The organism is Curtobacterium sp. PhB136, assembly GCF_004346855.1.
GTDB lineage: Bacteria > Actinomycetota > Actinomycetes > Actinomycetales > Microbacteriaceae > Curtobacterium.
Window position 1 is genome coordinate 25,379 of the sequence record NZ_SMGH01000010.1, and the last position, 18,798, is coordinate 44,176.

Below are 18,798 nucleotides of genomic sequence, written 5' to 3' on the forward strand. Positions count from 1 at the left end.
GACCCGTCCTCCAGGAGTACCCGCCCGTGGCCTTGATCGTGCAGAAGTTCGGTGGATCGTCCGTCGCGGACGCCGAGAGCATCAAGCGCGTCGCCAAACGGATCGTGGAGACGAAGAAGGCCGGCAACGACGTCGTCGTGGCGGTCTCCGCGATGGGTGACACGACCGACGAACTCGTCGACCTGGCGCACTCCGTCACGCCGATCCCGGCCGGCCGTGAACTCGACATGCTCCTCACCGCGGGGGAGCGCATCTCGATGGCGCTGCTCGCGATGGCGATCAAGAGCCTCGGGGTCGAAGCCTCGTCCTACACGGGCAGCCAGGCGGGCATGCTCACCGACGCGCAGCACGGCAAGGCGCGCATCGTCGACGTCACGCCGAAGCGTGTCCGTGAAGCACTCGATGCCGGGCACGTCGCGATCGTCGCCGGGTTCCAGGGCTTCAACCGCACGACGGGGGAGATCACGACGCTCGGCCGTGGTGGCTCCGACACGACCGCCGTCGCCCTCGCCGCCGCGCTCGACGCCGACATCTGTGAGATCTACACCGACGTCGACGGCATCTTCTCCGCCGACCCCCGCGTGGTGCCGAAGGCGCGCAAGATCGACCGCATCACGAGCGAGGAGATGCTCGAGCTCGCGGCGTCCGGCGCCAAGGTCCTCTACATCCGTGCCGTCGAGTACGCCCGTCGGCACGGCGTCACCCTCCACGTCCGCTCGTCGTTCAGCAACGCCGAGGGCACCATCGTCTACAACCCTGCGAAGGGGGAAACCGTGGAAGAACCGATCATCACCGGCATCGCCGGAGACCTCTCCGAGGGCAAGATCACCGTGGTCGGCGTGCCCGACCAGCCGGGCAAGGCGGCCGAGATCTTCACGATCGTGGCCCGCTCCGGCGCGAACATCGACATGATCGTGCAGAACGTGTCGGCGGCGTCGACCGGGCGCACCGACATCTCCTTCACGCTGCCGAAGGACCAGGGCCAGAACGTCCTGACCGCGCTCGGCGTCGCGAAGGCGGACATCGGCTTCGAGAGCATCCAGTACGACGACCAGATCGGCAAGCTCGCCCTGGTCGGTGCCGGCATGCGGACGAACGCCGGTGTCTCCGCCGAGCTCTTCCGTGCGCTGCACCAGGCGTCGATCAACATCGAGATGATCTCCACGTCGGAGATCCGCATCTCGGTCGTCACCCGCGCCGACACCCTCAACGACGCGATGCGCGTCGTGCACGAGGCGTTCGGCCTCGACGCCGACAACGAAGCCGTCGTGTACGCCGGCACCGGCCGCTGAGCCGACGAGAGCAGGAGCACCCATGTCCGACCTCACCATCGCCGTCGTCGGCGCCACCGGCCAGGTCGGCGCCGTGATGCGCCGTCTGCTCGAGGAGCGCGCGTTCCCCGCCACGACGGTCCGCTTCTTCGCGAGCGCCCGGTCCGCCGGCACGACCCTGTCCTTCCGCGGGCAGGACATCGTGGTGGAGGACTCCGAGACCGCCGACCCGTCGGGCGTCGACATCGCGCTGTTCTCGGCCGGTGCCACCGCGTCCCGTGCGCTGGCGCCGAAGTTCGCCGCTGCCGGTGCGCTCGTGATCGACAACTCCAGCGCCTGGCGGATGGACCCCGAGGTCCCGCTCGTCGTCAGCGAGGTCAACCCGCACGCCATCGACCAGGCGGGCAAGGGGATCATCGCGAACCCGAACTGCACGACGATGGCGATCATGCCGGTCCTGAAGGTGCTCGACGCCGAGGCCGGTCTCCGTCGTCTCGTCGCCACCACGTACCAGGCGGTCTCGGGCTCCGGTCTCGCCGGCGTCGACGAGCTCCTCGGACAGGCCAGGGCCGCGCTCGAGCAGGACACGGCACGTCTGACCCACGACGGTTCCGCGGTGACCTTCCCGGACCCGGTGAAGTACGTCCGCCCCATCGCGTTCGACGTCGTCCCGCTCGCGGGCAGCATCGTCGAGGACGGCCTGGGCGAGACGGACGAGGAGAAGAAGCTCCGCAACGAGAGCCGCAAGATCCTCGAGCTCCCGGACCTGCTGGTCGCCGGCACCTGCGTCCGCGTGCCGGTGTTCACGGGGCACTCGATCTCGGTGCACGCCGAGTTCGCCGAGCCGCTGTCCGCTCGGCGCGCCACCGAGATCCTGGCGAGCGCCCCCGGTGTGGAGCTCTCCGACGTGCCGACCCCGCTGCAGGCGGCCGGGCAGGACCCGACCTTCGTCGGCCGGATCCGCGCCGACCAGTCCGCGCCCGAGGGGCACGGTCTGGCGCTGTTCGTCAGCAACGACAACCTGCGGAAGGGTGCGGCGCTGAACGCCGTGCAGATCGCCGAGGTCGTCGTCGCACGTCGCGCGGTCGCGGCGTAACCACCCGACCGACGGGAGGCCCGGTGCCAGCTGGCACCGGGCCTCCCGTCCGTTTGGCGGGAGCGTCGACGACGCGACGCCAGTAGGATCGTCGGGTGGCAGTGAAGCAGGTGGACCCCATCGACGTCGTCCTCGTCGGGGGAGGGATCATGAGCGCGACGCTCGGTGCGATCATCCACCGGCTCGAGCCGAGCTGGAAGATCCGCGTCTACGAGCGGCTCGGCAGTGTGGCGCAGGAATCCTCGAACCCGTGGAACAACGCGGGGACCGGGCACTCCGCCCTCTGCGAGCTGAACTACACGCCCGAGCTGCCCGACGGCCGCGTCGAGATCACCAAGGCCGTCAACGTCAACGAGCAGTTCCAGGTCTCCCGCCAGTTCTGGTCGTTCCTCGTCGAGACCGGCACGCTGCCCGACCCGAAGAGCTTCATCAACCCGACGCCGCACATCTCCTTCGTCTGGGGTGCGGAGAACGTCGAGTACATGCGTGCCCGGTACGAGGCGATGAAGGACCACCCGCTCTTCGCCGGCCTCGAGTTCAGCGACGACGCCGAGCAGATCCGGAAGTGGGCGCCGGCGCTCATCCCCGGTCGCAAGAAGGACCAGCCGATCGCGGCGACGTACTCCGCAGCCGGTTCGGACGTCGACTTCGGGTCCCTCACCCGGCAGCTGTTCGACCAGCTCGAGGTGGACGGCGTCGAGTTCGAGCCGAACCACCAGGTCACCGCGATCAAGCGTGGCAAGGAGTTCGACGGCTGGGCGCTCGAGGTCCTCAACGAGGTCGGCCGGTCGAAGCAGAAGATCGCGGCGAAGTTCGTGTTCGTGGGCGCCGGTGGCGGTGCCCTGCAGCTGCTGCAGAAGTCCGGCATCCCGGAGATCCGCGGGTACGGCGGCTTCCCGGTGTCGGGCGAGTTCCTCCGCACCGACGACCCCGAGGTGGTGCAGAAGCACTCCGCGAAGGTCTACGGCAAGGCCAGCGTCGGCGCTCCGCCGATGTCGGTGCCGCACCTCGACACCCGCATCGTCGACGGCAGCGCGTCCCTGATGTTCGGTCCGTACGCGGGGTTCAGCCCGAAGTTCCTCAAGCAGGGCTCGATGCTCGACCTGTTCCGCTCGATCCGCCCGCACAACCTGCGCCCGATGCTCAGCGTCGCGTTCTCGAACTTCGACCTGGTCCGGTACCTCGTCGGTCAGCTGCTCGCCTCGAAGTCGACGAAGTTCGACGCCCTGCGGGACTTCATGCCCGCTGCGCAGCCGGAGAACTGGCACAAGATCATCGCCGGGCAGCGGGTCCAGGTCATCAAGCCGGACAAGGACAAGGGCGGGGTCCTGCAGTTCGGGACAGAGGTCATCACGGCTGCGGACGGGTCCATCGCGGGTCTGCTCGGCGCGTCGCCGGGGGCCTCGACCGCGGTGCCGATCATGCTCGGGCTGCTGCGGAAGTGCTTCCCGGACCGGTGGGACCGCTGGGAAGACGCCGTCCGCGTGATGGTGCCGACCTACGGCCAGGACCTCGGCGAGGACGCAGCGCTGGCGGACGCCACGCTGGAGCGCACGGCGAAGGTGCTCGGCCTGCACCACTGACCCCGTGGTCGTCTTGCGCTCGGTTCGAACGTGTGTTCGAATGAGGGCATGCGATGGGACGGGCAGGCGATCGACGCGTCGGGGGCGGACATGCTCCCGGGGCTCGAGTCGAACAGCGGGTTCGTCCGGAGCGTGACGACGCCGGAGTTCGCCGGTGTGACCTTCCACGAAGTCCTCGCGAAGTCGGCGCTGAACCGTGTCGGCGCGATCGACGGTGGCACGTGGGGGATGACGATCAACCCGTACCGCGGCTGCTCGCACGCCTGCGTGTACTGCTTCGCACGGCCGACCCACACCTACCTCGAGTTCGACGGCGGCTCGGACTTCGACCAGCAGATCGTCGTGAAGACCAACGTCGCCGACGTCCTGCGGCGTGAGCTCGCGAAGCCGAGCTGGGACCGGCACCCCGTCGCGCTCGGGACCAACACCGATCCGTACCAGCGGGCCGAGGGGAAGTACCGGTTGATGCCGGGCATCATCGCGGCCCTGGCGGAGTCCGGCACGCCGTTCAGCATCCTGACCAAGGGGACGCTCCTGCGGCGGGACATCCCGGCACTGGTGGCAGCGTCGAAGGTGGTGCCGGTCGACCTCGCGATGTCGATCGCGGTCTACGACGACGAACTCCAGCAGTCCGTGGAGCCGGGTACCCCGACCACGACGGCGCGGCTGGCGACGGTCCGGGCCGTGCGGGACGCCGGTCTGTCGTGCTCGGTGTTCCTGATGCCGGTGCTGCCCTACATCACCGACACCACGGCGCACCTCGACGACGCCATCGGCCGCGCCGCTGCGGCCGGTGCGACGAGCGTGATGTACTCGGCGCTCCACCTCAAGCCGGGCGTGAAGCCCTGGTACATGGACTGGCTGGCGCGGACCCACCCGGACCTCGTCGCGCGGTACCGGGCGATGTACCTCGACAACACGTACCCGCCGAAGGACTACCGGCGCTGGCTCGGGGAGCGGGTGCGGCCGATCATGCGGGCGCACGGGGTCGGGCTCGGCCGTGTCGATCCCGCGACGGGGTCGATGGGGTTCAGCGAGGGGAGCGGCCCCGGGACGGACCCCGCGTCGGGTCCCGGGAGCGATCGCGCCGCGGGCATCTCGCCGCTCAAGCGCGCAGACCGGACATGGGACGCCCGCCACGACGTACGGACCGCCGCCCTGCGGCCCGCCGCGCGTGCGGGCATCACGAACGGCGTGCCCACGCTGTTCTGAGGACCCGTCGGTCCGCGTTCGGGGGACACCGGACCCCGTCCGTGGCCGGTATCATCGACTCTGTCGTCGCCCGGTGCCCGATCCGGGGTACACGGCCTCTCCGTTGGTGGTTTGATCGTGGGCGGCGCCTCCTGGCTCCCCGGAAGGACCACCACCGTGCTCGGCATCCCCACGCACCTCGCTCCGCGAGTGAACGCGTGGTCGACGGTCCGGGCCTTCCACGCGGCGGCGATCGGCTCGCTCGGCGCCGCGGTCGTCGCGCTCCTGCTCTTCCGGATCGCCGACCCCGACGTGCACGTGATCGGTGCCGTCGCCGCGCTCCTCCCGATGCTCGGCATGATCGGCGTGCACGTGCAGTTCGGCACCTGGCGGTCCGCGGTGGCCTTCCTCGTCGTCGGCGGGGTGTGCGCCTGGTGGTTCGCGCTCGTGGTCGCGCGGGAGATCCCCGAGCCGTGGGCGACGTCGTACCTGATGTCCCTGGTCGTCGTGCCGCTCGTCCTGGTGGGCGGTGCGGGTGCGGTGCCCGGACGGGTGGTGCTCTGGTCCATCGCCGGCTTCGGGGTCGGGCGACTCGCGACGACGATCGCGAACATCCAGTCCGGCGACTCGTACCACCCGCTCGTGCTCGCCTGGGTGACCCTGGCGTTCGTGGCGGCCATCGTGCTCGCGGCCGGACGGAGCACGGCGCGGTCGCAGCGCGTCCAGCCGGAGCTCCTGCGCTCCGCGCGGGAAGAGCACGTGTCCGCCTACCGTGCCGGCGTCGAGGCCGAGGCCGCCGCGATCCTGCACGACACCGTCCTCAACCACCTCGGCGCGATCGCGCTCGCCCCGGACGGTCCCATGGACGAACAGCTCGCCCGCACGGTCGAGGCCGACGTCGCGATGCTCACCGGCAAGGAGTGGCTCGCCGCCGAACCGGCCGGGGCCACGGGTGCCGCGGTGCACGCGTTCGAGCACGTGGTCGAGGAGCACCGGGCACTCGGCCTCGACGTCACGGTCACCGGCGACCCCGCCGCGGTCGGACGACTCGACCCCGCGGCGGTGACGGCACTGGTGCGCGCCGTGGGGCAGTGCCTGGCGAACGTCCGGAAGCACGCCGGGACCGACTCGGCCGAGGTGAGCGTGTTCGACGACGGTGTCGCCTGCACCGTGATGGTGGTGGACGACGGCCGTGGGTTCGACGAGCAGGAGACCGGCGCGGACCGGATGGGACTCCGCAACTCGGTGCGGGAGCGCATCGGCCGTGTCGGCGGTGACGTGCAGGTGTGGTCCTCGCCCGGCACCGGGACCAGCGTGATGATGTCCGTGCCGTACCCGGCGCTGACCGGTTCGGTGCCGACGGCCGGCCACGGCGACGGAGCGGCATCGTGACCGGGCGGACCGCCCAGCAGTACGACCCCCTCGGCGTGATGGGGTCCCGGCCGCTGGCCGTCGTCCTCGGCGCCGTCGGCCTGGTCTGGGCGATCGCCGTGTCCGTCTTCGACCGCGACGTCGTCGGCAGCCCGACGCTCAGCGCGCTCACCGTGCTGTTGCTCGCCGCCTCGACCGCGGTGGTCGTCACGGCCTCGAGCCCGTTCCGCGCCCCGTTCCCGCGATGGGCGTTCGCCGCGCACGTCGCCCTGCTCGCGGTGGCCGCCGTCACGAGCGTCGCAGCGCAGTGGGGCCCGGACCGCAGTGCCATGAACGACTTCATGTCCCTGCTCACCGCGACCGGCATCGTCATGGTCGCGCCGTACCGGCCGTGGGGCGACCTGGTGGTCGGCGGCGTCGTGCTCGCGGTGGTCGACGGTGTGGCGTGGGGGCTCGCGGCGTCCGTGTTCCCGCACGACGTCCCGTTGTCGGTCTCAGCCTTCCTCGCGGCGGCGCCGACGCTCGTCCTGACCGCCGCGTCCGGTGTGTTCGCGTGGACCTTCGCCGGCCTGGCCGAGCGTGTGCAGATCCGTGCCGGCTCGTACTCCGTCGAGCGCGCGGAGCGTGACGGCATCGCGGCGAGCGTGCAGCAGGACCGCTCGACGATCCTGGCGCGGGACGTCGCCCCGTTCTTCGCCGAGCTCCGCACCCGTGAGACCATCACCGACGCCGACCGTGCCCGTGCCCGTGCGATCGCGGACGGCATCCGGCGCGTGATGGTCGCCGACGCCGACCGGACGTGGTTCGAGCACGCGGTCCGGGTCGAGGGTGGCCCGAGCGCCAGGGTCGACGACCCGGACGGCCTCATCGCGACGCTCGACGCCGACCAGCGCACCGTGCTCCGCACCTTCGTCCGGGCGGTGCTCCGCGCCTCCACCGTCGACCCGGCGGGCTTCTCCGCCGCGGTCACACGGAGCGCCGACACCGGCCCAGGGGACGCGGCCGGCCGCCGGGTCTCGGTCGCGTTCGACGTCGCCGTCGCGGACTCCGACATCGGCATCCACCGGACGTTCGACCCCTACTTCGCCGTCCTCCGCGTCACGTTCCCCGACCTCGACGTCTCCGTCCGACCATCCTCCCTCGCACTAAGGTTCTCGTATGACCAGCACTGACCCGAACAGGCTGACGGAGGGCTCGCCCGCCCTGCCGAACCCCGGATCACGCCGGGTGCGTCTGGCCATCCTCGACGACCACGAAGTGCTGCTGGACAGCCTGTCGAGCTGGATCGCCGTGAACGCGTTCGACTTCGACCTGGCCCTGACCGCGCACTCCTGGCTCGAGATGGTGCACAGCGACAGCTTCCCGACCGACCTGGTGTTCCTCGACTTCCAGCTCAAGGAACCCGTGTCGATCGAAGCCCGTGTCCGCACCTGCCGCGCCGCCGGTGCGAAGGTCATCGTGCTCTCCAGCCTCGACACCCGCGAGTCCCGCGACCGCGCCCTCGCCGCCGGTGCTGCAGCGTTCCTGTCGAAGTCCCTCCCCATGCGTGAGGTGATGGACGTCGCCCGTGACGTCATGGGCGTCGAGCGGGAGACCCCGTCGCAGCGCGAGTGGCGCCCGCTCCCGACCGGTGCGACGGCGCACCAGCGGCCGAAGCTCAGCCACGGCGAGGAAGAAGCGCTCCGCCTGTACGTCTCGGGCTACTCCACGAACGAAGTGGCATCGCAGATGAACGTGCAGTACGAGACCGCGAAGACCTACCTGCGGCGTGTGCGTGAGAAGTACGCCAAGGTCGGTCGTCCGGCGTCGAAGAAGTCCGATCTGATCCGTCGTGCGGCGGAGGACGGCTTCCTCTCCTAGTGGCGAAGCTGTACTTCCGCTACGGGGCGATGAACAGCGGCAAGAGCACCGGGCTGCTGCAGGCCGCGTACAACTACGAGGAGCGCGGGCACCGGGTGCTCCTCGCGAAGCCGTCCGTGGACACCAAGGGCGACCGGGAGATCGTGTCCCGGCTCGGCGTGACGCGGCAGGTCGACATCGTGTTCGCCGCCGAGGACGACGTCCGCGCGGCCGTGACGACAGCGGGCGCCCGGGATCCCGAGTCGGAGCGGCTCGACGGCATGGTCCGCTCGGTGAGCTGCGTGCTCGTCGACGAGGCCCAGTTCCTCAGCCCGCGCCAGGTCGACGACCTGCTCCGCATCGCGGTGCTCGACGAGGTCCCGGTGATCGCGTACGGCATCCGCACGGACTTCCGGACCGAGGCGTTCCCGGGCAGCCGGCGGCTCCTCGAGCTCGCGCACTCCCTCGAAGAGCTCAAGACGATCTGCCGCTGCGGCCGCAAGGCGGTCTTCAACGCGCGGAAGGTCGACGGACGGTTCGTGTTCGACGGGTCGCAGGTCGCGATCGACGGCGTCGACGTGGAGTACGAGTCGCTCTGCGCGAACTGCTACCTGACGGAGTCCGGCGGCCGGCTCGACGGCGACCTGGCCTGACGGGCCCGACCCCGGCCTCCCGTCCGGGTCGACGCACCACGGAATGAACGCCGGCCGGGCGGCGTTGGCGACCACATGAGCGACGCATCCGTGCACCTGTCCGTCCTCGACCTGGCCACCCGTGAGTACGGCCAGTCCAACACCGAGGCGCTGCAGGGCTCCATCGACATGGCGGTGCACGCCGAGAAACTCGGCTACGAGCGCTTCTGGGTCGCCGAGCACCACGGCATGCCCGGCATCACCTCGTCGGCTCCCGCCGTGCTCCTGAGCGCCGTGGGCGCCGCCACGAACACGATCCGCATCGGCTCCGGCGGCGTGATGCTCCCGAACCACGCGCCGCTCGTCGTCGCCGAGCAGTTCGGCACGCTCCGCGCGCTCTACGGCGACCGCGTCGACCTCGGACTCGGCCGTGCGCCGGGCACCGACGGCGCGACCGCGATGGCACTCCGCCGCACCGACCGGCTCGACGTCGACGACTTCCCCGAGCGGCTGGCGGACCTGATCGGGTTCTTCACCGGGATGGACGCGGAGAACCCGCTCTCCCGCATCCGTGCCGTGCCCGGCTACGGGGACGTCCCGGAGTTCTGGCTGCTCGGCTCCTCCGGCTACAGCGCTCAGGTCGCGGGTGCGCTCGGCATCTCGTTCGCGTTCGCGCACCACTTCGCGTCCGACAACACCGAGGCGGCGCTGGCGCTCTACCGGGACTCGTTCCGGCCCTCCCGCTTCCGCTCGGAGCCGAACGCGCTCATCGGCGTGCAGGTCGTCACGGACGAGGACCCCGCGGTGATCGAGGAACAGAGCGCCCCGGGGATGATCTCCTTCATCCGGATGCGCCAGGGTGCGAAGCCCGAGCCGGTCTCCATGGAGGAGGCGCGGGCCTACGAGTTCTCCGACCTCGAGCGCCGGTTCATCGCGGCCCGCACCGAGCGACAGGCGTACGGCTCGGCCGACCAGGTCGCGGACAAGATCAACGCGCTGCTGGAGTCCACGGGCGCGAACGGCGTGATCGTGGCGCCGGGGGCGGCGCAGGCGCGGTACCGGCACCAGGCGCTCGACGTGGTCGCGTCGCTGCACGAGGCGGGTCGTCTCGTGCGGCCGTCGGTCGCGGTGGGCTGACGCCGGCGGCGCGGGCGGCGCTCGCGCTGGTTCGGGATCGAGTGCGCAGGAGACGTCGAGTATGGGGACGCAAGTCCGCGTTGTCTGCGCACTCGATGGTCGCGGCGTCGATCCGACGCGGCGTCGCGCCGGCCTTCCGGCGATCCGGCCTGGAGGCTCGGGTCAGCCGAGCAGGCCGAGTCGCGTGGCCGTCGCCACGGCCCCGACCCGGCTGGTCACGTCGAGCTTCCGGAACACGTTGTAGACGTGGCGCTTCACCGTCCCGACCGCGAGGCCGAGATCGCCGGCGATCTCGGCGTTCGAGCGTGCCGCCGCGACGAGGCGGAGGACCTCGACCTCTCGGTCGCTGAGCGGTGACCCGGCACGGGCGTCGGTGATCACGTCCACGGGGAACGTCACGGGGGCCGCCGGTCCGGTGCTCGCCCGGACGATGCGCTCGACGAGTTCGCGGCTCGGGGTGTCCTTCGTCACGAAGTCCACCGCGCCGGCGTCGAGGAGCGCACGGCGGAGGACCGCGTCCCGGTGCATGGTCAGGACCACGATGGCGATGCCCGGGTGGTTCCGCCGCACGGTCGCGATGGTCGTGCGGGCCGGGGGACCGTCGAGCTCGACGTCGAGGAGCAGCACGTCGACGGCGGCGGCCTCGGGCCCGTCCAGCACGTCGGACGGGCGCTCACCGTGCGCGACCACCCGGATCGTCGGGACGGACGCCAGGATCGTGGCGAGGCCCTCGCGGAAGAGCCGGTGGTCGTCGACGATCGCCACGTGGGTGATCGAACCCGCACCGCTCACAGCGTGCTCCGCGGGACGACGAGCGTCACCGTGGTGCCGGTGCCGGGCGCGCTCGCCACGTCGAGGCCGGCGCCGATGAGGGCCGCCCGCTCCCGCATCGTGGACTGACCGAGGCGGCCCTCGGCGTGCGTGGTGCCGTCGAAGCCCGGGCCGTCGTCGTGCACGGTGACCGTGAGCCTGTCCGGCTGCCAGTCGAACCGGACGTGCGCCGCGGCGTCACGTGCGTGCTTCCACCAGTTCGTGAGCGCCTCGAGGAGGATCGTCAGCGACTCCTCGGCCCGCCAGTTCACGAGGACCCCCGGCGTGCCGTGCGATGCGATCGTGACGCGCTCGGTGTCCGGGAACAGGTCCGCGACGTGCCGTGCCAGCGCGGCGTCGAGCAGGTCGTCGCCGACGCGGGCGTGCAGCGCGACGGCGAGGTTCTGCACGTCCCCGAGCGCCCTCCGGAGCTGCGCTGCGGCCGCCTCGAGCTGCGCCGTGCGCTGCGGCGCCGGGGGATCGGTGAGGAGCGCGAGGTCGATGCGCTGCAGGCCGGCGAGGATGCCGTGCGCGACCCGGTCGTGCAGGTCGCGGGCGATGTGCGCCCGGGAGTCCAGGTTCGCCGTCGTGACGCGTTGGCGGAGCGCCTCCGTGTACGCGACCGCTCCGGCCGGGAAACGGCTCCAGATGCCCGCGTGCAGCGCCCTGGAGGCACGGAGCAGCTCGGCGGGGGTCGTCGCGCCGACCTCGTCGACGAAGACGGGCAGGTACTCGTCGAAGAGCACCTCGGCAGCGAGCATCGCGCCGGCGGGGTGCTGCATGTGCTCGGCGTGCAGGGCGCCGGTTGCCAGGTGCTCGTCAGCGAGGAGCTGGCCGCTCGTGATGGACGACTCCTGCCCGGCGGCGTAGCGGCGGTGGGCGTCGGTGAGCATCGACGTGACGTTCTCGAACAGGCTCGCGGCCATCACGGGGTCGTCCCGGAGCTCGGGGAACATCGCACCGATCCGGACGAGGACGGGCGTGAGCTGGTCGGGGATCTGCATGGCGCTGCCAGGCTAGCGGGGGAGCCGTCCCGGCAGGTCCGGGCGCCGTGCCGTGTGTCCTCGGACGTACGTCACACCCGCACCCCAGCAACGGCGAAGGCCCGGATCCGTGTGGATCCGGGCCTTCATCTGTCGGGGTGACAGGATTTGAACCTGCGACCTCCTCGTCCCGAACGAGGCGCGCTACCAAGCTGCGCCACACCCCGAGGTGTGTTGGCCACTCCGTGAAGCGACCTGCAGAAGTCTAGCGGATGTTCGGGGGTGCTCACGCCACTTCGTCGTCAGCCGGGCGAGTCGCCCCCGAACCCCGCGCCGGAGCGCCCGATGGCTCAGGCGGTCCGGGCGGTCAGCGTGACGACGACGGCCTCGGGACGGACGGCGAACCGCACCGGCGCGTAGATCGACGTGCCGAGGCCCGCGGAGACCTCGAGCCAGGACCAGTGCGTCCGGTTCTGCCAGCGGTGCAGTCCGCTGGCGTACTCGCGGGGGAGGTCGCAGTTCGTGACGAGCGCGCCGAAGCCCGGGACGGCGACCTGGCCGCCGTGCGTGTGGCCGGCGAAGACCACGTCGGCGCCCTGGCGCACGAATGCGTCGAGCACCCGGCGGTACGGGGCGTGCGTGACGCCGATCGACACCGGTGCGGGGCCGTCCTCGTCCTCGGACCAGGGGACCTCGCCGCGCATCTCGTCGACGTTCGTCGGGAGCAGGTCGAGGCGGTCCCAGTCGCGGTGCGCGTCGGACGTGCCGAAGAGCTCGAAGCGGGACCCGCGGACCTCGATCGCGTGCGCCTTGTCGTTGAGGTCGAGCCAGCCGAGCGACTCGAAGTACGCCGTCTGCCGCTCGACGTCGAGGTCGACCGGCTTCGCCTTCGCGTGCATGCTGCTCGGGCCGCCGAAGTACTTCAGCGGGTTCCGGGGGGAGGGGCCGTAGAAGTCGTTCGAGCCGTACACGAACGCACCGGGGACGCCGCGGAACGGCTCGAGCGCGTACTCGACCGCGGCGTTCGCCGTCGGGTGCCCGAGGTTGTCCCCGGTGTTCACCACGAAGTCCGGCTCGACCAGGCTGAGGTCCCGCAGCCACTGCTGCTTGTCCGCCTGCCACGGGGCCATGTGGATGTCCGAGAGGTGCAGGACCACGACGTCACGGGAACCCGGCGGCAGGACCGGAACGGTCTCCCAGCGGATCCCGAAACGCCGGCGTTCGACGAGCGACCCCCATGCGGCCGCGGCCGCACCGGTGACCGCGCCGGCAGCGAGGACCCCCGCTGCAGCGCGACCGCCTCGGGTCACTGGCACTTCTCCGGTGCCTTGCCGTCCTTGTCGCCGAAGAGCGTCACGGTGACCTCGGCGGACTTGGCGGCGTTCGAGCCGACACCAGGGTCGACCGAGGCGACGCGGCACTCCTGCTTGCCGTTGCCCTTCTGGTACGAGTCGGACACCGCCACGTTCGTGAAGCCAGCGTCACCGAGCTGCGACCGGGCGTCCTCGACGGACTTGCCGGCGACGTTCGGCACCGCGGCCTGCGATCCGTCGGTCGTGTAGACCGTCACGCTCGACCCCTTGGACAGGAGCGAGCCCGACGCCGGGGAGGTCGAGGAGACGGTCCCTGCCGTTCCGGCACCGGCCTGCGTGCCGCCGTCGACGTAGGTGAAGCCGGCGGACGCGACGAGCGAGCGTGCTTCGTCCGTGGTCTTCCCCGCGAGGTTCGGCACCGCGACGCTGTTGCCGCGGATCGCGCTGGCAGTCGGGGCCGGGAAGGCCTCGCCCGGGTACTGCGCGTTGATCGGGGTCATCGCCTGTCGCCAGACATCGGCACGCGCGCTGGCGTAGGAGCCGCCGGCGCCGCTGTAGTAGTGGCGGAGGTTGGTCTTCCCACCGTCGGTGTTGCCCTGCCAGTACGCGGTCGCGACCTTCGTGCTGCCGCCGACGAGCCAGATCTGGTCCGCTTCGTCGGTGGTGCCCGTCTTCGCGAACATCTGCGTGCCGTCGGCCGTCTGCGCACCGACCGCGGTGCCGTACTGGATCGTGCCACGCATGGCGTAGGCAGCGGTCGCGGCGACGGTCGGGTCGAGGACCTGCGAGCACTCCTTCGGCTGGCCGCCGAGGCTCTTGCCGTTCGCGTCGGTGATGTTGTCGATCGCGATCGGCTTGCAGTAGGTGCCGCCGTTGGAGATCGTCGCGTAGGCGGACGCCATGGTCAGCGGCGCGATCTCGTTGATGCCGAGGACCGAGGTCGGGTTCGACTTCAGCTCGCCGCCGTCGGCGCGGTGCACGCCGAGGTCTTCGGCGGTCTTCTTGATGTCACAGAGGTCGAGCTTCTGCGCCATGTTGAGGAACGCGACGTTCACGGAGAGCGCGGTGGCGCGGGCGACGGTGTAGTTGCCGTTCTCACCCGGGCTGTCGTTCTTCGGCGTGTACCCGCCGGCGTAGTAGGGCTGGCCGCACTCCGTCCACCCGGAGGACATCAGGCGCGGTGCGCCGCTCACGCTCTCGTTGAGGCCGTGGCCTTCCTTGAGCCAGTCGAGCAGCGTGAAGACCTTGTACGTCGAGCCGGTCTGGAAGCCGCCGGAGCCGCCGTACTTGTAGTCCGTCGCGTAGTTGATCGAGGTCGACGTCGACGCGGACTTCAGCGCCTGGTCGTAGTCCTTGTTCTGCGCCATCGTGAGGATGCGCCCGGTGGACGCCTCGACCGAGTTCATCGTCGAGCCGAGCGCGAAGGCCGTCTCGGTCTTCGGGTCGTGGACGTTGAGCAGCTGCTTCTGCTGCGCGTTCAGTCCGACGTCGAGCGTGGTCTGGATCTTGTAGCCGCCGTTGCGCCACGCGGTGGCGCGTTCCTTCGCGGAACCGCCGAGCTGGGACATCTCCTTGACGACCTTGACGGCGTAGTCGCAGAAGAAGCCGGCACCGTCACCGACGGCGGCCTTGCAGCCCTGCGTCGGCTCGGTGAGGTGCACGTAGTCCGCCGGCTTCGAGGCGATGGCCGCGTCGTACTCCGCCTTCGTCAGGTGCTTCTGCGCGTACATCGACTTGAGGATGACGTTCCGGCGCGCGACGTTGGCGTCGTAGTACTTCGGGTCCGACAGGTTGCGGGTGTTCGGCGACTGCACGATCGCGAGGATCGACGCGGCTTCCTGCGGGGAGAGGTTCGTGGCGTCCTTGTTGAAGTAGTGCTGCGCCGCGGCCTGCACGCCGTAGGTCCCGTCACCGAAGAACGCGATGTTCAGGTACCCGGTGAGGATCTCCTTGTGCGTGTACTTCTTCGCGAGGCCGATCGCGAGCTTCATCTCCTCGAGCTTGCGGGGGATGGTCTGCTCGACGGCGTCGTTGTAGGCCTTCTCGCGCTCTTCCTGCGTGGGGAGCTCGAGGGCCTGCTGCATCTTGATGTTGCGGACGAGCTGCATCGTCAGGGTGGAGCCACCACCCGACTCGCCGAGCCCGCCGGCCAGGCTGCCCACACCGGCACGGACGAGCGAGGTCATGTCGACCCCGCCGTGGTCGTAGAAGCGCTTGTCCTCGCCGTCGATGGCGGCGTTCTTCAGCTGGTCGCTGATCTGGTCGAACTTGAGTTCCTGGCGGTTCTGGTCGTAGACCGTCGCCAGGCGCACCGACTTGCCGTTCTGGTACGCGTACAGCTCGTTGCGCTGCGGGAGGTCACCGATCTCGATGTACTCCGGCAGGGACTCGAACACGCCGATGGTCGACGTCGTCGTGACACCGGCGACCGCGATCGCGGGGGTGACACCGATCGTGACCAGCAGGCCGGCGAGCACGCTGAAGCCGACGAATCCGATGAAGGCGCCGACTGCAGAGACGGGCTTGGTCCGCGAGGCAGACGTCTTCTGGGCAGACATAGGATGCAGCCTAAACGACACCCCCGACTCGAAGGCTGGCAAGGAACCGCATGACGCGCTGGGAATACCTCACGACCCCGTTGATCATCCACAACACCACCGCCATCCTCAACAACTTCGGGGAACAGGGGTGGGAGCTCGTCCAGGTCGTCACCGGCCCCGAAGGCGGGCTCGTCGCCTACCTGAAGCGCCCGGCGGCAGACGCGTGAGCATCGCGGACCGGCTGACCGAACTGGGCCTGACGATCCCGGCCGTCGCCGCCCCGGTGGCCGCGTACGTCCCCGCGGTCGTCACCGGCTCGTACGTCTACACGGCCGGCCAGCTGCCGTTCGTCGACGGTGCGCTGCCCGTCACCGGCAAGGTCGGTGCGACCGTGGACGCCGAGACCGCCACGGCACAGGCCCGACAGGCGGCGCTCAACGGGCTCGCCGCCGTGCAGTCCGTCGCGGGCTCGCTCGACCGGGTCGCCCGCGTGGTCAAGGTGACGGTGTTCGTCGCGTCCGACCCGTCCTTCACCGGCCAGCCCGGCGTCGCGAACGGCGCGTCGACCCTGGTCGGCGACGTGTTCGGCGACGCCGGCATCCACGCGCGGAGCGCGGTGGGCGTCGCGGTGCTCCCGCTGGACGCGCCCGTGGAGGTCGAGCTGGTGGTGGAGCTCACCGCCTGACGGACCGGCAGCAACGCGTGTGACGTGCGTGGGGCCTCCCTCCGGATCGGACGGGAGGCCCCACTCACGTTCCGCGGTCTACATGAGATCCGCGATGGTCGCCATGATCGTCGGGTCGGCCAGCGTCGTCGTGTCGCCGATGCGACGGCCCTCCGCCGCGTCGCGGAGCAGCCGGCGCATGATCTTGCCCGACCGCGTCTTCGGCAGTTCCGGCACGATCACGATCTGCCGGGGCTTCGCGATCGCCCCGATCCGCTGTCCCACCCACGAGCGGAGCTCCGCGGCCACGGCGTCACGGTCGACGCCCTCCGCGGCCTCCGCGGTGAGGATCGCGAACGCGACGATCGCCTGCCCGGTGGTCTCGTCCGCGGCTCCGACGACGGCCGCCTCGGCGACGCCCTCGTGCCCGACCAGCGCCGACTCGATCTCGGCGGTCGAGAGCCGGTGACCCGACACGTTCATCACGTCGTCGACGCGGCCCTGCACCCAGATGTCGCCCTGACCGTCGAGCCGCGCGCCGTCGCCGGCGAAGTAGCGGCCCTCGAACCGGGACCAGTACGTCTCGACGAAGCGGTCCGGGTCGCCCCAGATGCCGCGCGCCATCGACGGCCACGGCTCGGTGATCGTGAGGTAGCCGCTCTCGCCCGGGTCGGCGCGGTTGCCCTCCTCGTCGACGATCTCGGCGACGATCCCCGGCAGCGGCGTCTGCGCGGCACCGGGCTTCAGCTTCGTCACCCCCGGGAGGGCGGAGATCATGATCGCGCCGGTCTCGGTCTGCCACCACGTGTCGACGATCGGCGTGCGGTCGTGGCCGATCACCTGGCGGAACCAGTGCCACGCCTCGGGGTTGATCGGCTCGCCGACGCTGCCGAGCAGGCGGAGGCTCTCGAGGCTGTGCTCGTCCGGGACCTTGCGACCGGCCTTCATCGCCGCGCGCACCGCGGTCGGTGCCGTGTAGAGGACCGTCACCCCGTAGGCGTCGACGAGGTCCCACCAGCGGCCGGGCTTCGGCTCGTCCGGCGTGCCCTCGTACAGGACCTGGGTGACGCCGTTGGCCAGGGGGCCGTAGACGACGTAGGTGTGCCCGGTGATCCAGCCGATGTCGGCGGTGCACCAGTAGACGTCCTTCTCCGGGTGCATGTCGAACACGTTCTTGTGCGTGTACGCGGCCTGCGTGAGGTACCCGCCGGACGTGTGCACGATGCCCTTCGGCTTCCCGGTCGTGCCCGAGGTGTAGAGGATGAAGAGGGGGTTCTCCGCGGGGAAGGCCTCGGCCTCGTGGTGCGGGTCCGCCTGCTGGAGGGCGTCGTGCCACCACAGGTCGCGCTCGTCGTCCCAGGCGATCTCGTTGCCGCCGCGCTTCACGACGAGCACGTGCTCGACGCTGTCGGTGCCCTCGCCCTGCAGGGCCTCGTCCACCGCCGGCTTCAGCGGGGACACGGCCCCGCGACGCCAGCCGCCGTCCGCGGTGACGACGAGCTTCGCCTCGGCGTCCTCGATGCGGGCGCGGAGGCTCTCCGCGCTGAACCCGCCGAACACGACGGAGTGCACGGCGCCGATGCGGGCGACGGCGAGCATCGTGACGACGGCCTCGGGGATGAGGGGCATGTAGACGACCACGCGGTCGCCCCGCGTGACGCCGAGGTCCTGCAGCATGTTCGCCGCACGCTGGACGTCGGCGGTCAGCTCGGCGTAGGTGATCCGCCGGGTGTCGCCAGGGGCACCCTCGAAGTGGATCGCGACCCGGTCGCCGTTCCCCGCGCGGACGTGCCGGTCGAGGCAGTTCTCCGCCACGTTCAGCTCGCCGTCGGCGAACCAGCTCGCGAACGGGGCGTTCGACCAGTCGAGCGTCTGTGTGAACGGCGTCCGCCAGTCCAGGAGCGTCCGCGCCTGCTCGCCCCAGAAGGCCGGGCGGTCGGTGCTCGCGGCCTCGTGGAGGTCCTCGTGCGCGACGGCGTCGGCCACGAACTCCGGGGGTGGCGGGAACGTCGGGGCCTCTGCTGCTGCGCCGTCGTTGTTGGGGTCGACCGTGGTCGGAGTGGACATCGATGTCCTTTCGCGTCGTTGCGTCCTTCGTTGCAGTCGGAGACTACCCCTCCGGGTCCGCCGGGATTCGCTCTGGGCGGACGGCGGATCCGGCGCGCCGGGGTTGCCCTGGTGGTCGTGTTGTGGGGTACAGTGGTTCCCGCCGGACTCGTTTCCGGTGGCATCGGATCGGATTCCCCCCAATCCTCCGTTGTCTTGGCGGCACCTGTTCCCCCCAACCGGTGCCGCCTCTTCTTTTTCCCGGGCCGGTCGCGCTGACGTCATGACGTCGGCGGCCGGCCCGTTGTGCGTCCGATCCGCG

16 protein-coding genes and 1 tRNA gene are annotated in these 18,798 nt (G+C 70.7%); 11 read left to right on the plus strand and 6 right to left on the minus strand.

Going from position 1 to position 18,798, the window contains the following annotated elements; translation table 11 throughout:
* The first annotated feature begins 26 nt into the window (after positions 1-26).
* The 9 genes from EDF27_RS17115 to EDF27_RS17155 all read left to right on the plus strand — a co-directional run bounded on the left by EDF27_RS17115 (position 27) and on the right by EDF27_RS17155 (position 10,120).
* Positions 27-1,292 carry an aspartate kinase gene (locus EDF27_RS17115; RefSeq protein WP_123656039.1) on the plus strand — a complete coding sequence of 422 codons (1,266 nt, stop codon included), beginning with the start codon at positions 27-29 and terminating at the stop codon, positions 1,290-1,292.
* Between the two features lie 22 nt (positions 1,293-1,314).
* Positions 1,315-2,367 (plus strand): aspartate-semialdehyde dehydrogenase, encoded by a 1,053-nt coding sequence (locus EDF27_RS17120; protein ID WP_132050165.1) that lies wholly within the window; start codon positions 1,315-1,317, stop codon positions 2,365-2,367.
* Between the two features lie 95 nt (positions 2,368-2,462).
* Positions 2,463-3,950, plus strand: a complete 1,488-nt coding sequence (locus tag EDF27_RS17125; RefSeq protein ID WP_123656041.1) for a malate:quinone oxidoreductase — start codon at positions 2,463-2,465, stop codon at positions 3,948-3,950.
* A 48-nt stretch (positions 3,951-3,998) separates the two neighbouring features.
* Positions 3,999-5,162 (plus strand): Rv2578c family radical SAM protein, encoded by a 1,164-nt coding sequence (locus tag EDF27_RS17130; RefSeq protein ID WP_132050167.1) that lies wholly within the window; start codon positions 3,999-4,001, stop codon positions 5,160-5,162.
* Between the two features lie 156 nt (positions 5,163-5,318).
* Complete coding sequence (locus tag EDF27_RS17135; RefSeq protein WP_123702348.1) at positions 5,319-6,533, plus strand: ATP-binding protein; 1,215 nt, start codon at positions 5,319-5,321, stop codon at positions 6,531-6,533.
* Positions 6,530-7,684 carry a hypothetical protein gene (locus EDF27_RS17140; protein WP_132050169.1) on the plus strand — a complete coding sequence of 385 codons (1,155 nt, stop codon included), beginning with the start codon at positions 6,530-6,532 and terminating at the stop codon, positions 7,682-7,684. Before EDF27_RS17135 ends, EDF27_RS17140 begins: the two co-directional genes overlap by 4 nt.
* A complete protein-coding gene (locus EDF27_RS17145; RefSeq protein WP_243698407.1) occupies positions 7,671-8,372 on the plus strand; it encodes a response regulator in 702 nt (233 codons plus the stop codon). Before EDF27_RS17140 ends, EDF27_RS17145 begins: the two co-directional genes overlap by 14 nt.
* Positions 8,372-9,004, plus strand: a complete 633-nt coding sequence (locus EDF27_RS17150) for a thymidine kinase (protein ID WP_132050171.1) — start codon at positions 8,372-8,374, stop codon at positions 9,002-9,004. The genes EDF27_RS17145 and EDF27_RS17150 overlap by 1 nt, the downstream gene beginning before the upstream one ends.
* A gap of 75 nt (positions 9,005-9,079) precedes the next feature.
* Positions 9,080-10,120, plus strand: coding sequence for an LLM class flavin-dependent oxidoreductase (locus tag EDF27_RS17155; RefSeq protein WP_132050173.1), 1,041 nt, complete (start codon positions 9,080-9,082; stop codon positions 10,118-10,120).
* A gap of 162 nt (positions 10,121-10,282) precedes the next feature.
* On the opposite strand, the gene EDF27_RS17160 is transcribed toward EDF27_RS17155, so the two are convergent.
* From EDF27_RS17160 to EDF27_RS17180, 5 genes are all read right to left on the minus strand, one after another.
* Entirely contained in the window at positions 10,283-10,885 is a 603-nt protein-coding gene (locus EDF27_RS17160) for a response regulator transcription factor (RefSeq protein WP_165931551.1), read from the minus strand.
* A gap of 23 nt (positions 10,886-10,908) precedes the next feature.
* Entirely contained in the window at positions 10,909-11,934 is a 1,026-nt protein-coding gene (locus EDF27_RS17165; protein ID WP_132050177.1) for an ATP-binding protein, read from the minus strand.
* A 132-nt stretch (positions 11,935-12,066) separates the two neighbouring features.
* A tRNA-Pro gene (locus EDF27_RS17170) sits at positions 12,067-12,140 on the minus strand.
* A gap of 123 nt (positions 12,141-12,263) precedes the next feature.
* Positions 12,264-13,223: a metallophosphoesterase gene (locus tag EDF27_RS17175; protein WP_132050333.1), complete on the minus strand. Its 960-nt coding sequence runs from the start codon at positions 13,221-13,223 to the stop codon at positions 12,264-12,266.
* Entirely contained in the window at positions 13,220-15,784 is a 2,565-nt protein-coding gene (locus tag EDF27_RS17180) for a transglycosylase domain-containing protein (RefSeq protein WP_123656049.1), read from the minus strand. The genes EDF27_RS17175 and EDF27_RS17180 overlap by 4 nt, the downstream gene beginning before the upstream one ends.
* Positions 15,785-15,834: 50 nt before the next feature.
* On the opposite strand from EDF27_RS17180, the gene EDF27_RS19855 reads away from it, so the two are divergent.
* Positions 15,835-15,993, plus strand: coding sequence for a hypothetical protein (locus EDF27_RS19855; RefSeq protein ID WP_165931552.1), 159 nt, complete (start codon positions 15,835-15,837; stop codon positions 15,991-15,993).
* The gene (locus EDF27_RS17185; protein WP_123702363.1) at positions 15,990-16,451 is read left to right on the plus strand and encodes a RidA family protein; all 462 of its coding nucleotides are present in this window, start codon (positions 15,990-15,992) and stop codon (positions 16,449-16,451) included. The genes EDF27_RS19855 and EDF27_RS17185 overlap by 4 nt, the downstream gene beginning before the upstream one ends.
* A 78-nt stretch (positions 16,452-16,529) precedes the next feature.
* On the opposite strand, the gene acs is transcribed toward EDF27_RS17185, so the two are convergent.
* On the minus strand, positions 16,530-18,497 hold the full coding sequence (gene acs / locus EDF27_RS17190; RefSeq protein WP_132050179.1) for an acetate--CoA ligase: 1,968 nt from the start codon (positions 18,495-18,497) through the stop codon (positions 16,530-16,532).
* Positions 18,498-18,798: the final 301 nt, after the last annotated feature.